This is a genomic window from Bacillus sp. FSL K6-0073, assembly GCF_038006085.1.
GTDB lineage: Bacteria > Bacillota > Bacilli > Bacillales > Bacillaceae_G > Bacillus_A > Bacillus_A cereus.
Genome location: NZ_JBBOUN010000001.1, coordinates 1,358,299 through 1,373,647, shown reverse-complemented (window position 1 = coordinate 1,373,647; position 15,349 = coordinate 1,358,299). Strand labels below are relative to the sequence as shown.

Below are 15,349 nucleotides of genomic sequence, written 5' to 3'. Positions count from 1 at the left end.
ACAATTCCATGTACTTTATTCATATAAGGAGTATTTATAGAAGATTTACTAAAGGAGCGTATTACTCATGCTAGAACAAGGACTAGATTATGTTGTCAAACTGGCTAAAAGCAAAAAGAAAATACTAGATACAAACCCAATGCAATATTTCATTCGTGCTGCACTTGCGGGGATTTATATCGGTTTTATTATTGTACTATGTTTTAAATTAGGTAACTTTTTTCACATTGCAGATTCACCAGCAACTTATTTATCTGCCTCTATGTTTTTCGGGATTGCTCTCGTACTTATTATATATGGCGGTGCTGAATTGTTTACTGGAAACACAATGTACTTTACTGTAGCAACTTTAAGAAAAGAAACAACGATTTCTGATACACTTCGTAACTGGGTTGCTTGTTATGCAGGTAACTTAGCCGGCGCATTATTCTTTGCCTTACTATTTTACGCAACTGGAATTTTTGAAGCAATTGATCACGGTCACTTAATGAGTAAAGTCGTTGAAGGAAAGATGAATACACCTACAATGCAGTTATTCTTTAAAGCCATTTTATGTAACTGGCTCGTATGTCTTGCTTGCTTCTTACCTTCTCAGGTTAAAGGTGACACAGCAAAAATAATGGTCATGATGCTACTTGTTTTCACATTCTTCTTATCTGGTTACGAACATAGTATTGCAAACTTATCACTCTTTGCTTTATCTTTAGTTTCACCGCATCCTGAGACAATTTCTTTTTCAGGTGCTATTCATAACTTAATTCCTGTTACAATTGGTAACATTATTGGCGGATCAGTATTTGTCGGTATGGTATACCACTACTTAACAAAGAAAACGCCTGAAGTTCAACAGGAAGAAACTGAAATCGCAACAGCTCAACAAGAAGAGATTATTCCTTTACAAGCCCATATGAAGCATTAAAAACTCCAAAGTTTTACTTTGGAGTTTTTAGCTTCCCACGTATTTAACAACAAGGTGAGGAGTAATTTCTCCTTCTTCCTTTCCCTTATCCATTCTCTGTTTCATCTTGTGCATACCGATAACATCATTCGTATGAAAGTGAATTTCATTTACATATAACCCCTCTGTACAAAAAGCTTCTACAAAATCTAGTCCATTTTTCGCTCCCCATCCCATATTAAAATCAAGAGAAAGAATATTCACATCATAATCCCGAACCATTTGCAAAGCACATTCTACTGTAGTTGCGGGCACATACCCGAACGGGCAACTTCTTTGATCATCCATATATACGTTCATTTTCGATTCCCTCTCTAATTTGAATATGCGGCCAATACATAACATATTGCCCCGAGACTAATAAAAGGACCAAATGGAATTGGCTTTCGTACTTCTATACGTTTTAATCCGATACCAATCCCGAAAAAACAAAGACTAAAACAAGATGCTAAAAATAAAACGATAAAAACTCCTTTCACTCCTACTATAAATCCAAGTAACGAAAGTAGTTTTATATCTCCTCCGCCAAGCCCTTCTGGATATATCTTTTGCATGCAATATAACAAAATAAATATAACACCACTACCAGCTATACTATCTGTCCAAGTAACTAATTGTACAAAAACACTTTCGAGAATGAGTAAAAAGGCAAACGAAATTAAAATACAATCAGGAATTAACATATATAAGTAATCTGTAACTGAAATAATAAGAAGTAGCGAAAAAAGGGATAAAATAATAATAAGCTCTCGTTCTATTCCAATCATATACACTGTAAGAAGAAATATACCTCCTGTTATACATTCAAATGCTACATACATAATTGGAATTTTCCTCTTACAATTCGTACAACAGCCTCTTTGTATATAAAATGAAATGATAGGGATTAGTTCTTTTGTCCTTAGCACATATTTGCAATAACCACAATGTGAACGCGGGGTAATAATAGAAGCACCTAATGGAACCCTCATCGCAACTAGCATAAAAAAAGAACCAAACACCATCCCTGCTAACAGTGCATATAAATAAGTGAACATCCCTTCCTCTCCTTTCCCAAAAAACATAGCAAAAAAAGGAGAGAACTTCTACTTCATATTATCCTTTATTCTACTAAAAAGCAGGCCATTTCCTGGCCTGCTTTCCCCTCTTTTATACGATGAAATAAACTGCTTTTAATGGTCCATGTACTCCGACAACAAGATTCATCTCGATGTCAGCCGAGTTACTTGGCCCTGTAATAAAGTTAATACAAGATGCCGCTGTCTCCCCATTTTCTACGCGTGAGTTCATATCCTGAACTGCTTGTGTAATACGAGGCACAAGTGTTTCACGTGGAATAATAGCAAAATATACAGTCGGTAAAAAGTGTAAAGAACGCCCTTGACCTTTATGACTTTGTACAACAATTGTACCAGATTCAGCTAATGTATAATCACTAAATGCAATACCAATATTCGCTTTTTCAGCTAAACGCATATTTTCGTCTTTTCTCTCTGGATCCCATACATTTACTTCAACATCTCGCTTTGGAAGTTCTTCTTTAAATAAAGATGTTAAACCATATGCATCAAAACGCGCATCTGCTGATAATAAAATAGGTCCCCCGCCGTTTTCCATGATTACTTTTTGAAGGTCTTCACCTAAACGGTCGTTTGTCGTTTCTACTACAGTTGTATGAATGTTTGTACATTGCTCTTTAAACACTTCTAGTAATTCTTCTTGTGAATAATCTTTTAACGTTTCTATATTCACATTACTTTTCCATACTGGACGCTCTACGCCTTCTGTTTTACGCGCGCGCCCAAGTTCTTTTGCAATGTTATCTAGAAAGGCATCACGGTTTTGAATTAATCCTGTCATTATTTATCCCCTCCTTTCTTATGATCTTTATACCAATCACGGAATCGTTCTTTACTTGGAGCTGGGAATTCACGAATATCCGTCCAGTTTTTAAGTGGTCCAACACCTTTTGATACACGATTACCAGATGTAAATGGACTCATTGCCGCTGGTGCCATTTTTGAACCCATTTTATATAAAGCAGCTGAAGAAGCACCCATACTAAACATTTTCATAGCCAGTTTTTCTGCAAGTGGTGCACGACCTTCTTGCTCAACGATGACTTGACGATGTTTTAATAATAAATCATGCAATGGAATTTTTACTGGACAAGCTTCTGTACATGCTCCGCATAAACTAGATGCATAAGGAAGCTCTTTGTAATCATCATATCCACCTAGAAGCGGTGTTAATACCGCACCGATTGGTCCTGAGTAAATCGATCCATATGAATGTCCACCAACGTGACGATATACAGGACATACATTAACACAAGCAGCGCAACGAATACATTGTAATACTGAACGGAATTCAGATCCAAGAATTTGAGAGCGACCATTATCAACAACAACTAAATGAAATTCTTCAGGTCCATCAACTTCCTCTTCTTGAATTGGCCCCGCTACTGTTACATAACTTGTTAATTTTTGACCTACTGCACTACGACATAGTAAACCAACTAAAACATCTAATTCTTCCATTGTCGGAACCATACGTTCCATACCCATTACCGCTATTTGTGTTTTAGGAATTGACATAACAAGATCTGCATTACCTTCATTCGTTACTAAACAAAGAGAGCCAGTATTTGCAACAGCAAAGTTACAACCAGTTACACCAATTTCTGCATCCATAAATTTCTCACGAAGTTGTTTACGAACAAACTTTGTCATTTCATACGGGTCATCAGAATTTTCATAGCCTAGCTTTTCTTTAAATACATCGCGAATTTGCGTTCTATTTTTATGAAGTGCAGGTGCAATAATATGTGAAGGTGGATCGTTATCTACTTGCAAGATATACTCTCCTAAGTCACTCTCTAACACTTCACAGCCAATCTCTTCAAGCGCATGGTTCATACTAATTTCTTCTGTTACCATCGACTTTGATTTTACTACCTTTTTTGCCTGCTTCTTTTTTGCAACGTCTTGAATATACTTTGCTGCTTCCTCTTTCGTTTTCGCAAAGTACACGTGTCCGCCTCTTTTTGATACATTTTCACTTAACTGCATTAAGTAATAATCAAGATTTTCTAACGTATGTTGACGAATTTGTTCACCTAGTTCACGCCACTCTTCCCAGTTTCCTAGTTCATCTGCGGCTTTTAAGCGATTCGTATATAAACGCGTTTGTGCAGAAGATACTGCTCCGCGCATAAACGAATCTTGAATTCCATCACCAACGCGATCATTAAATTTTTTCTCACTGATTTTCATAGACATAGCTTATGTTCCCCCTTCATGAGCGACTATTCAGTACCTCAGCAATATGCATTACTTTTACTTCTTTTCCTAAACGCTCAATACGTCCGCCAATGTTTAACAAACACCCACAATCTGCACCGATTAAATAATCTGCACCTGTTTCCATTACACTATCTACTTTTTCGTCTACCATTTGCTCAGAAATTGGAGTCATCTTAACTGAAAACGTTCCCCCAAACCCGCAACAATTTTGCACGTTTGGCAAATCTCTCACAGTTAATCCTTTTACATTTGATAATAAAATTCCTGGTGCTTCTTTTATTCCAAGCATACGTGTCATATGACATGATTTATGAATAGTAGCGACCCCTGGTAAACTTGCACCAACATCAGTAACCTTTAAAACATCCACAATAAACTGTGTAAATTCATAAGTTTTATCAGCAACTTTTTGTGCACGTTTAGCCCACTTTGGATCATCTTTGAAAACATGTGGATACTCATGAAACATTGTCGCACAAGAACCAGATGGCGTAACAATATATTCTGCATCTTCGAAAGTTTCAATCATATGTTTCATTGCTTCTTTTGCTGCTTCTACATGGCCGCTATTATAAGCAGGCTGACCACAACAAACTTGCGCTTCTGGAAATTCAATTTCACAACCTAAACGCTCCAACACTTCAACCGTTGCTTTGCCGACATTTGTTTCAAACATATCGACTAAACAAGTAACAAATAAAGTAACTTTCATAACTATTACTCCCCCTTTTTACAACTTCACCAACAAACATATGGTCATCAGATGACTTAGCAGAGAAGAAATAGGCTCAACCATGGCCTATCCTCTCCCTCTTCTAAAGAAAACGCTTACTTAATCTTTCTCTATTTTATCAGAAAATTAAATTTTTAAAAGATTAAATTACGAATTTATATCGTTTTTACCTGTGACAATATGTTCTACATTTGTTAAGTGATCTAGCATTGCTTGCTGCGCTAATTCTACATCTTGTTTTAACACCGCATCATATATAACTTGATGCTCTTCTATAAGTCGTTCTGATGTCGTTTGTTCACCATATAAAATAATGCGTCTTGATTCACCAATCGTTTCAGCAATCATCTCTGAAACATGATTCATGAGTTCAAGCAAAATGCTATTATGCGAAGACTCTGCAATTCCCATATGAAATTGAAAATCGGCTTTTTCGCCAGCCTTTTCATCTCCAATGCTCTTTGCCATTTCATCTAACCAATGTTTCATATTTTGTAAATTATCTTCCGTACGTTTTGCCGCCGCTACTCGAACTGCCCCCACTTCAAGCACCTTTCGTACTTCTAATAAATTCAAAATATCTTCTTTCTTCATTAATAATCTATTGTTTAATGATTTCGTTAATGAAGAAGAATCGAAGTTCTTCACATATGTACCTTCTCCTTGTTTCATCTCAATTAAGCCCATCGCTCTTAGCGCACTTAGCGCTTCACGAACAGCAGATCTGCCAACTTGAAACTGCTCAGCTAATTGATGCACAGGGAGTAGTTTGTCACCAGGTTTTAACGTACCATTTTTAATCATTGTTAAAATAGCTTCAGATACTTCTTCGTAAATTTTTTTCGGTTTAATAGATTTGTACTCCAGTTAAATCACCTCAGTATCTTCCAAACAACAATTGAAACGATTTATAAGAACTTTGCATCATAACTATTTTAGACCGAATTGATAAGAAGTACAAATGTTTTGTTCATAAAATAGTCAAATTTTCGATATTTATTACATATTAATTTATATTTTTACGTATAAAGTGAAACTTTAATCAGTGAGGGTTTTGTTCATCCCCCACTGATTATTAGCCCTCACCAATCGGGCTTTTACGGGCAGCAGTGCCTCCACCTAACTTCTTTGCTTCCGCTGAATTTTGAGGTGAGGGTCTTACTGACCAGCGAATAGCGGGATAAATATTTTCTTCAATATAAAGAACATGCCCTGAAAATTAGAACATGCCCCCCTCATCCTGTACATTCAGTTTAATAATAACCGTTGTTCCCTTATCTTTTTCACTTTCAATTTTCCACTGTCCACCATGTATATGAACAATTTGTTTCACAATAGCAATGCCTAAACCTGTTCCACCATGTTGACGACTTCTCGCTTTATCAACTCTGTAAAAGCGTTCTCCAAGATTCTCCAAATGCTCTATATCAATGCCAATTCCTGTATCTTTTATTTTTAATTCACAGTAATCATCGATTTGCTCTAAAGTTATAACGATATTTCCTTTTTGATTTGTATATCGTATCGCATTATCTAACACATTATGAAGCACTTGTTGCATACGATCCTCATCAATCATGACAATGACCTCTGGATTTAAATTGGTTGAAATATGAATTTCTTTTTCTATAAACTTAATCTCATACGTATCTAATACGTCTTCAATCAGCTGTGAAAAAACGATAGGTTGCTTCTTTAACGGAAAGTGCTCACCTTCTAATTGTGCTAAGTCTAACAAGTCATGAACGAGACGCTGCATACGACCTGCTTCTTTATGAATTAGCTGAGTTACTTTTTCCTGCTGAGCTCCCTTTGCAACACCATCTAAAATAGCCTCGCTATACCCTTTTATATAACTAAGTGGTGTTCTAAGTTCATGCGAAACATTTGCTAAAAATTCCTTACGCTTTACATCTTCTGTTTCTAATGAATTTGCCATTTTATTAAATGCTTTTCCTAATCGTCCAATTTCATCCTCTGAAGAAACTGTAATCCGCTCCGAAAAATCTCCCGTAGCCAAATGATTTGCAACCCGCTCCATTTGCGAAAGTGGCTTCGTAATTGCAATTATAATTTTTCTTCCAACCCATATCGTAATTAAAATCATAGCAATTGCTAACGGTGCTAAAATAAGACCCATATCATAGATTAAATCTTTTATACTTTTTAAAGGAATATACGAATAGACAATTCCGACTAATTTTTTATTTTCCAATACAGGAATGACAACCCCCATAATATTACGGTCAAAATGTTCTTCATATCCTATTTTTGTCACAGTTTCCCCATCTAATAGCGTTTGCCTATCTCCTTCACTTATAAGAGAATGATGATGCACATCAAAAGGCAAACATGCGCTTAAATCACGCGGATTAGATACGAAAATAACGTCCGAACTAGATATTTGATCAAACGATCTTACTTTCTCTTCAAAAGTTGATATTCCTTCACGCTTATCATATTGAGCAGCAAGACTTTTTCCTTCCATTACTAACGAAGCTTTTAAATTATCAACGTATAACTTTTCATACGAGTATAAAGATACGAAATAAAGAAAGGACACTGTTACACATACTGCACATACTACTGTAAGCCAAAGTTTTTGTACCATCGTAAACATATGTTACACCTCAAATTTATAGCCTACACCCCAAACAGTTTGAATGTAGTTTCCACTTTCTCCAAGCTTCAAGCGCATCGTTTTCACGTGCGTATCTACTGTTCTTGTACTTCCGGCATAATCATATCCCCATACCTTTTCAAGTAATTGCTCCCGGCTAAATACTTGTCCTGTATGCTGACAAAGAAAATATAGTAAATCAAACTCTTTTACAGTAAGAGAAATCAACTCACCATTCGCCTCAATTCGTCTGCTTTTTTCATTGATAAGAATTGGTCCAAATTGAATCTCTTCTTGCTGTTCTTGCTTTGTATATCTTCTTAGTACGGCTTCCATACGGGCAACCAATTCACCAGGACTAAACGGTTTTACAATATAATCATCTGCTCCCATACGTAAGCCATTCACCCTATTCCACTCTTCACCTTTTGCGGTTAAAAATATAATCGGCACATCTGACGTTTTTCTAATTTCTTTACAAACTGAAAGTCCATCCATTTCTGGCATCATTATATCTAATACAACGAAATCATAATGATCCGTTTCTAGTTTTTTAAGAGCCTCTTTTCCGTTTTCAGCTTCTCCCCACTCATATCCAAAGTTATCCAAATACATTCCAACAAGCTGTCTCATATCACTTTCATCATCTACAACTAGCACTCTATATTTATTCATTGTCCTTCCCTTCCCTCTCTATGAGTTGAAACGGTCCTTTTCCGACTTTAATTGTTTGTTTTATTTTCATACTCTTCATATCCATGACGCACACTTCATCACTATCATAACTTGCTACATATCCTTCTGCTCCGCTTTTCAAAAATGCAAATGGATTTGAGCCTATTTCAACGGAAGCTACCTCTTTATACGTACTAATATCAAATTTTCTAAGCATATTCGAACCGTGGCTTAATGCATATATGTACTTATTATCTTTCGTTATGTTCACAGGCATAAATGGAGCGTGTAAAGAACGTACCATTTCACCGCTCTGTAAAGAATACACTAATACTTTCTCATTCACTTGATTTCCATCACCATGCCCGCCAATCCATATTTCTTTCCCATCAGGACTAATCGTCGCTCCTGTTGATGCTGGCGGAATCATAAAGGATTGAACAACTTCTTTTTTCTTCGTATCAATTGTCGTTAGTTTCGTATCATAAAAGTTTAGTACAGATAACCGATTCTGATACTCTACCATCGTTATAGGCCCTTTTCCTGTTGAAACATTTCCTGTCTCTTTCCCATTTATCGTAAAGAACCTTACCTTTTGAACATTTTGATCAGCAGCAAATAATTGTTTTTTATCTGCTGATACGACCACATTTACAATGCCCTTTCCAGTTTTATATTTTTCCACTTGCCTTCCTTCCGCTAGTGAATATACATACATATATTCTAATTGCTTACCGTATACAAGTATTTCATCGCCATTTGGAAGCAGTGTGATTCCGGCCATTGGCTCATTTAGTTCCCATGTCGTAATTAACTTTTTATCTTTTTTATCAATAAAACTAATACTGCCTTCTTTTATATTCGTAGTTATAATAACATTTTTATCTTTAGCAATTGGTGTATATGAACTTCCTTGACACCCTACTAATAGAAATAAAAAACAGAGAAGAAAAACATACTTTCTCAAAAGATTCCCTCCATCTTCAGATGATTTCGTTATAATTGTAAAATAACAAATAAATGTGTGGAAAGTGTGAAATTTCCCTTTCTTACTCAATTTACATATATAATGTACAACAAATAGAATTTGAGGTGTGTCAATTATGCTATTTCCTGATTTAGCGAATAAAATTGTACGAGAAGTACGCAGACTAATTACAGAAAATATAATTATCATTAATATAGAAGGCGTTATTATCGCAAGTACAGATACAGAAAGAATTGGCCAATTTCATGAAGGTGCACTCCGCTGCGCTAAACAAAAGAAAACCGTCATCATTACAAAAGAAGATGAAAGGCGATTGCAAGGTGTAAAGGCTGGGATGAATCTTCCTCTATTATTTCATGATGAAGTAATTGGTGTCATTGGGATTACCGGAGAACCTGAAAATATTTCACGCTACGGAGAAATATTGCGTAAGATGACCGAATTATTAATTCATGAAAACTACTTTTTAGAGCAATTAGAACTTGAGCACCGTTCTTATGAAGCTTTTGTCTTTGATTGGCTTCAAAATACAGAGTGGTCCCCGAGTTTTCTTGATCGTGCCAAAACACTTGGCATTGATTTATATAAGAAAAAACAACTTGTTTTGTTTTCTATTGGCAAAAATGACACAATGCTCCAGCGTAAAATATGGCAACATGTACGAAATATTTTAACAAAAGAGCATCTATTTGTTCGCTGGGGAAATGATCGTTTTATTTTATTTACAGCGATGAGCTCCAAAGAACAAACTTATCAGTTTTTAAAACGGTTAAAACAAGACTGCGAAGCTTTATTTTCTATTCCTTTATATATCGGGATTGGGCAAACAGTTACCCCAAACAATATGAACATATGTTACGAACAAGCATTACGTGCTCTTTCTGTATCATTGGAAACGAAAAAAATTGTATTTAATGAAGATTTACGTTTAGAAATGTGTTTACAAGATATTTCTGCCGAAACGCGTGAACAATTTCTAGAGCGTACCATCGAAAGCTTACTATCATCTCCTGAGCTTATGCACACTTTACGCTTATTTATCGATTATAACCAATCTTATAAACAGACAGCTAAACAATTACATATACACATTAACACCTTACATTATAGGCTAAAAAAGATTGAAGAACATACAGGACTTGATCCAAAACAATTCAAAGACTTAAACGTTTTATACTTCGCACTCCTCCTATTAGATAATCATACAAAAAAGAACGATAAAACAGATTAATCTTTAGATGATTATACATAGAAAGAATCCCTCGACTTTTTTATCATTATAATGAAAGCACTGTTACCACGTTGTTTATTATAACTAAACACGTTAACAGTTTGAGGGGGATTTCCAATGTTAGAAAAACAAATTATTCATTCATTCGTATCTATTGTTGGCGAAGATAATGTAGATACATCCAATATGGGGCGTTTAACTTATAGTTATGATGCCACTCCAAACTTCCAAGCAATGCCTGATGCAGTCATTGCTCCTCGTAATACAAATGAAGTAGCTGAAGTGTTAAAAGTATGTAACACTCACAAAATTCCTGTGTATGTGCGCGGGTCTGGAACAAATCTTTGCGCAGGAACATGTCCACTTGAAGGCGGTATCGTCCTTATTTTCCGCCATATGAACAATATTTTAGAAATTGATGAAGAAAACTTAACAATTACTGTACAAGCTGGTGTCATTACACTTGATATTATTAAAGCGGTAGAAGAAAAAGGTTTATTTTATCCACCAGATCCAAGCTCGATGAAAATTTCTACAATCGGCGGTAATATTAATGAAAACTCAGGTGGATTACGCGGTTTGAAATATGGCGTAACACGTGATTATGTAATGGGGCTTGAACTTGTCTTACCAAATGGTGATATTATTCGCACTGGTGGTAAATTAGCAAAAGATGTAGCTGGTTACGATTTAACTCGTTTATTTATCGGTTCTGAAGGAACACTTGGCGTGGTAACAGAAGCCATATTAAAACTTGTTCCTATGCCTGAAACAAAGAAAACAATGCTTGCATTATATGAAGATATTAATGAAGCTGCACGTGCTGTTTCTTCTATTATTGCAAATAAAATCATTCCAGCAACACTGGAGTTTTTAGACCAACCGACAATTGAAGTAGTAGAAGAGTTTGCACAAATCGGTTTACCTACAGATGTAAAAGCAATTTTATTAATCGAACAAGACGGTCCACCCGAAGTAGTCAATCGTGATATTGAAAAAATGGCTAACATTTGTCACTCTATGAATGCAGTTGATGTTCGCGTTGCAAAAGATGAGACGGAAGCAGATGCGCTTCGTACCGCTCGCCGTAGTGCCCTATCAGCGCTCGCACGATTAAAACCTACTACAATATTAGAAGATGCAACTGTACCACGTTCACAAATAGCTCCAATGGTTGAAGCTATTAATACCATTGCAAAAAAATATAATATTCCTATTTGTACGTTTGGACACGCTGGTGATGGTAACTTACATCCAACTTGTATGACAGACGCTCGTAATGCAGAAGAAATGCACCGAGCTGAACAAGCTTTTGCTGAAATATTTGCGAAAGCAATTGAACTTGGTGGCACAATTACTGGTGAACATGGTGTTGGTGCGATGAAAGCTCCATATTTAGAAATGAAATTAGGTAAAGAAGGTATTGCAGCTATGCAAGGAATAAAGCAAGCTTTCGATCCAAATAACATTATGAATCCTGGAAAAATGTTCGCGAAAGACACCCGAAAAAGAGTGGTGGTTGAGCGATGACGACATTGAATAAAGAAAATATTCAAAAAGAATTTAAAGAACGATTAAGTGAAGATGAATTACTAAACTGTATGCGATGCGGTTTTTGTTTACCTACTTGTCCTACCTACATTCAATCCGGATATAAAGAATCACATTCACCGCGCGGACGTATCGCATTAATGAAAGCTGTCGTTGATGGTTTAATCGAACCAGATGAAGATGTTGAGAATACATTAAACGTTTGTCTTGGTTGCCGTGCTTGTGAGCCTGTTTGTCCATCTGGTGTAAATTATGGGCATTTATTAGAAGAAGCTCGTGATATTATTAATCAAAATAAAAAATTCTCGGTGCCAGTGAAAGCTGTTCGAAAAGTCGTTTTTGAAGGATTATTCCCCCATCAAAATCGAATGAGAACATTAACTGGACTAATCGGATTTTATCAACGTTCTGGTTTACAAACGCTAACACATAAAACAGGGATTATGAAGTTATTCCCCGAAACACTTGCAACGATGGATCTCGTTTTACCAAAAGTCCCTAAAATGAAAGCGATGAAAGATCGTCCTTCATTTTTACCTGCAGAAAGTACAAAGAAAAAACAAGTTGCATTCTTCACAGGCTGCTTAATGGATACGATGTTTTTAGAAACAAATAACGCAACGATGAAACTTCTTCAATTAGCTGGTTGTGATATCGTTATTCCGAAAACACAAAGTTGCTGCGGTGCATTGCATGGACATGCTGGTGAAAAGAGTGGAGCAAAAGAATTAGCAAAGCGCAATATAAAAGCATTCGAAGACTTAAACATCGACTATATTATTACGAATGCAGGTGGTTGCGGGGCTTACCTCGTAGACTATGATTATCTTTTAAAGGATGATCCGGATTGGGCTGAACGTGCTAAGCAGTTTGTTTCTAAGATTAAAGATATTACTGCTATACTAGTAGAACTAGACTTCCATAAGCGAACTGACTTACGACTCACGCCGCAAGTTATTACGTATCAAGACTCTTGTCATTTACGCAATGTTATGCGCACATCTTCTGAACCTCGTATGTTACTAGAGGCTATCCAAGGTGCAACATATCGAGAAATGAAAGATGCCGATCGTTGCTGTGGCTCTGCTGGTATTTACAATATTGTTCATTCAGAGTTATCAATGGAATTTCTAGATTACAAAATGGACCGTGTGCATGAAACAGAAGCAGCAACCATTGTTACTGCAAATCCGGGTTGTTTATTACAAATGAAATTGGGTATTGAGCGAGAAGAGCTTTCTCATAAGATGAGAGGAATTCACATTGTGGATTTATTATTAGAAGCAATTGAAACTAACTCGTAATAACTCGTAACATACGTAATAATAGGAAAACGGCTATCTCCTTCGTCTATGTAAAGAGATAGCCGCTTTTTTGTCTGCTACAACATTAAAAATATGTTACTTTATTATAAAAAAGAACAACAGAAACATTACAGTTTTGTAAAAATCAATCCATTATATTCCTCAAAAAATCGCTCAAACCATTGATACAATAGGATTCTTCATTTTCTATTTAGGTAACTTTATCCAAAAATCCCCTCTTAAAACCAAGTATAAAAACACTATAAATTCCTTTTATACTCTATATTTCTCTTATTTTTGCTCCCTTCTTCTCTTAGGATAAATTAGGTAATTTTAAAGTCTATGAATTTTTTTCCATCTTTTTTCTCGCAAATTGTATGCTACGATGAATTTGTCAGTCAGACAGGCTGTCAAAAACAAATCGTGTGAAAACAAATTAAAACTTTATATAGGGGGACACACATCATGAAAAAGCGTGTTTTATTATCTGTAGCTGCTGCAACAGCTCTTACTTTAGGAGTATCTTCTCTAGATGCACAAGCTGCAACAGTACAACCATCTAACGTAAAGGTTCAAAATATTCAGCATTCAAAAGTGATGATGAAACAAATGAGCCAACAAGAATTACAAGCATTCTTACAATCTATGGGAGTTGAATCATTAGCACAATGGCAACAAGGAAACTTCCAACCAAACTGCTTCATTCCTGGTCAACAAGCTACTGAAAATGTTGTAACTGAGCAACCAACAGCTAAGCCAGAAACTCAAAAGCCAGTTGAACAAAAACCAGCCGAGCAAAAGCCTGCTGAAGAAGTTCAAAAACCAGAAGCTCAAAAACCTGCTGAAAACAACAATACTCAAAAACCTGCTGAACAAAAACCTGCTGAGCAAAAGCCTGCTGAAGAAGCAAAATCTTTAAGCGAGTTCGAACAACGTGTTGTTGAATTAACAAACGCTGAGCGTGCAAAACAAGGCTTACCAGCACTAAAAATCGATACTGAATTAAGTAAAGTAGCACGTATTAAGTCTGAAGATATGCAAAAAAACAACTACTTTGATCATAACAGTCCTACATACGGATCTCCGTTTGATATGATGAAGAAATTTGGTATTTCTTATACATCTGCAGGTGAAAACATCGCTCAAGGCCAACGTACACCTGAAGAAGTAGTACAAGCTTGGATGAACAGCGCTGGACACCGTGCAAACATCTTAAATAACGGCTTCACTCACATCGGTGTTGGCTATGTAGAAAGCGGCAACTACTGGACACAACAATTTATTACGAAATAAATAGATTAAAAGAGTCTTCTCATGAGAAGACTCTTTTTTAAGTTTCATAGCTTTCTATTATGTATGAATAGAAAATATATAACATAAACAACATAGATCCACAGCTTATTACACTAAGCAATACATAAAATCCCCACTCTAAGTTCAAAAACAATGAAAACAATATGCCACATGCCATCACTTGAAAAATTCGTCTACTTACTAAACGAATTTTTTGTAATTTAATTGGATCTTTTTCTTTGCCTTTTATTTTCTTAAATTCTTTACTCAGCATAAAAAGAAACATACTAATCCCAATCGTTAATCCTGTTTGAAAGGATATCAACTCCCCAAAATTAATAAAGAGGATAAGCATATGAATAAACAACATAAATAACGTAATTTTCTTTATAAATCCGCCTATAATACCATGCTCTCTTTCATTAAACTTAAATATATTATGTGAAATAATATACAAAAATCCATATGAAAAAATAATAAAACAAGGAATAAATGCTACAACAACTTGTTTACTCATAAACTCGTTTGGCTCACCATTTACATTCCAATGTACTGCCATACGATTTGGTAAATAGGGATAGAGAAATAGAGTAAGTAAAAGACAAGCGAAAAATATTCCAAGTACATACTTATATTTGATCAAGTGATTCTCACCTCTCTTTTCTCTTAACGGCTTCGCTTCTTTTAGAGA

General features: G+C 35.7%; 15 protein-coding genes. 5 read left to right on the top strand and 10 right to left on the bottom strand.

Annotated features, from left to right (window positions below; genetic code table 11):
• The first annotated feature begins 67 nt into the window (after positions 1-67).
• Positions 68-919 (top strand): formate/nitrite transporter family protein, encoded by an 852-nt coding sequence (locus tag MHB52_RS07190; protein WP_000893029.1) that lies wholly within the window; start codon positions 68-70, stop codon positions 917-919.
• Positions 920-946: 27 nt separating this feature from the next.
• Here MHB52_RS07190 and MHB52_RS07185 read toward each other — a convergent pair whose 3' ends face one another.
• The 9 genes from MHB52_RS07185 to MHB52_RS07145 form a co-directional block, all read right to left on the bottom strand.
• Complete coding sequence (locus MHB52_RS07185; protein WP_001103761.1) at positions 947-1,258, bottom strand: cyclic-phosphate processing receiver domain-containing protein; 312 nt, start codon at positions 1,256-1,258, stop codon at positions 947-949.
• Between the two features lie 14 nt (positions 1,259-1,272).
• The gene (locus MHB52_RS07180; RefSeq protein WP_000495718.1) at positions 1,273-1,995 is read right to left on the bottom strand and encodes a prepilin peptidase; all 723 of its coding nucleotides are present in this window, start codon (positions 1,993-1,995) and stop codon (positions 1,273-1,275) included.
• 112 nt (positions 1,996-2,107) lie between these two features.
• On the bottom strand, positions 2,108-2,818 hold the full coding sequence (locus tag MHB52_RS07175; RefSeq protein ID WP_000147183.1) for a LutC/YkgG family protein: 711 nt from the start codon (positions 2,816-2,818) through the stop codon (positions 2,108-2,110).
• The gene (locus MHB52_RS07170; RefSeq protein WP_000061930.1) at positions 2,818-4,239 is read right to left on the bottom strand and encodes a LutB/LldF family L-lactate oxidation iron-sulfur protein; all 1,422 of its coding nucleotides are present in this window, start codon (positions 4,237-4,239) and stop codon (positions 2,818-2,820) included. Before MHB52_RS07170 ends, MHB52_RS07175 begins: the two co-directional genes overlap by 1 nt.
• Positions 4,240-4,255: 16 nt before the next feature.
• A complete protein-coding gene (locus tag MHB52_RS07165; RefSeq protein ID WP_000869150.1) occupies positions 4,256-4,975 on the bottom strand; it encodes a (Fe-S)-binding protein in 720 nt (239 codons plus the stop codon).
• Between the two features lie 168 nt (positions 4,976-5,143).
• Entirely contained in the window at positions 5,144-5,833 is a 690-nt protein-coding gene (locus MHB52_RS07160; RefSeq protein WP_254904472.1) for a FadR/GntR family transcriptional regulator, read from the bottom strand.
• Positions 5,834-6,215: 382 nt separating this feature from the next.
• Positions 6,216-7,616 carry a sensor histidine kinase gene (locus MHB52_RS07155; RefSeq protein WP_061662868.1) on the bottom strand — a complete coding sequence of 467 codons (1,401 nt, stop codon included), beginning with the start codon at positions 7,614-7,616 and terminating at the stop codon, positions 6,216-6,218.
• 3 nt (positions 7,617-7,619) lie between these two features.
• Positions 7,620-8,291, bottom strand: coding sequence for a response regulator transcription factor (locus MHB52_RS07150; protein ID WP_001046399.1), 672 nt, complete (start codon positions 8,289-8,291; stop codon positions 7,620-7,622).
• A complete protein-coding gene (locus tag MHB52_RS07145) occupies positions 8,284-9,258 on the bottom strand; it encodes a YncE family protein (RefSeq protein WP_001234145.1) in 975 nt (324 codons plus the stop codon). Before MHB52_RS07145 ends, MHB52_RS07150 begins: the two co-directional genes overlap by 8 nt.
• Before the next feature lie 127 nt (positions 9,259-9,385).
• On the opposite strand from MHB52_RS07145, the gene MHB52_RS07140 reads away from it, so the two are divergent.
• The 4 genes from MHB52_RS07140 to MHB52_RS07125 all read left to right on the top strand — a co-directional run bounded on the left by MHB52_RS07140 (position 9,386) and on the right by MHB52_RS07125 (position 14,658).
• The gene (locus MHB52_RS07140; protein WP_001999325.1) at positions 9,386-10,510 is read left to right on the top strand and encodes a CdaR family transcriptional regulator; all 1,125 of its coding nucleotides are present in this window, start codon (positions 9,386-9,388) and stop codon (positions 10,508-10,510) included.
• Between the two features lie 117 nt (positions 10,511-10,627).
• Entirely contained in the window at positions 10,628-12,040 is a 1,413-nt protein-coding gene (glcD, locus tag MHB52_RS07135) for a glycolate oxidase subunit GlcD (RefSeq protein ID WP_000890753.1), read from the top strand.
• A complete protein-coding gene (locus MHB52_RS07130) occupies positions 12,037-13,365 on the top strand; it encodes a (Fe-S)-binding protein (protein ID WP_061662867.1) in 1,329 nt (442 codons plus the stop codon). Before glcD ends, MHB52_RS07130 begins: the two co-directional genes overlap by 4 nt.
• A gap of 465 nt (positions 13,366-13,830) precedes the next feature.
• Complete coding sequence (locus tag MHB52_RS07125) at positions 13,831-14,658, top strand: CAP domain-containing protein (RefSeq protein WP_061662866.1); 828 nt, start codon at positions 13,831-13,833, stop codon at positions 14,656-14,658.
• A gap of 37 nt (positions 14,659-14,695) precedes the next feature.
• On the opposite strand, the gene MHB52_RS07120 is transcribed toward MHB52_RS07125, so the two are convergent.
• Entirely contained in the window at positions 14,696-15,301 is a 606-nt protein-coding gene (locus tag MHB52_RS07120; RefSeq protein ID WP_000598996.1) for a DUF1648 domain-containing protein, read from the bottom strand.
• Between the last annotated feature and the right edge of the window lie 48 nt (positions 15,302-15,349).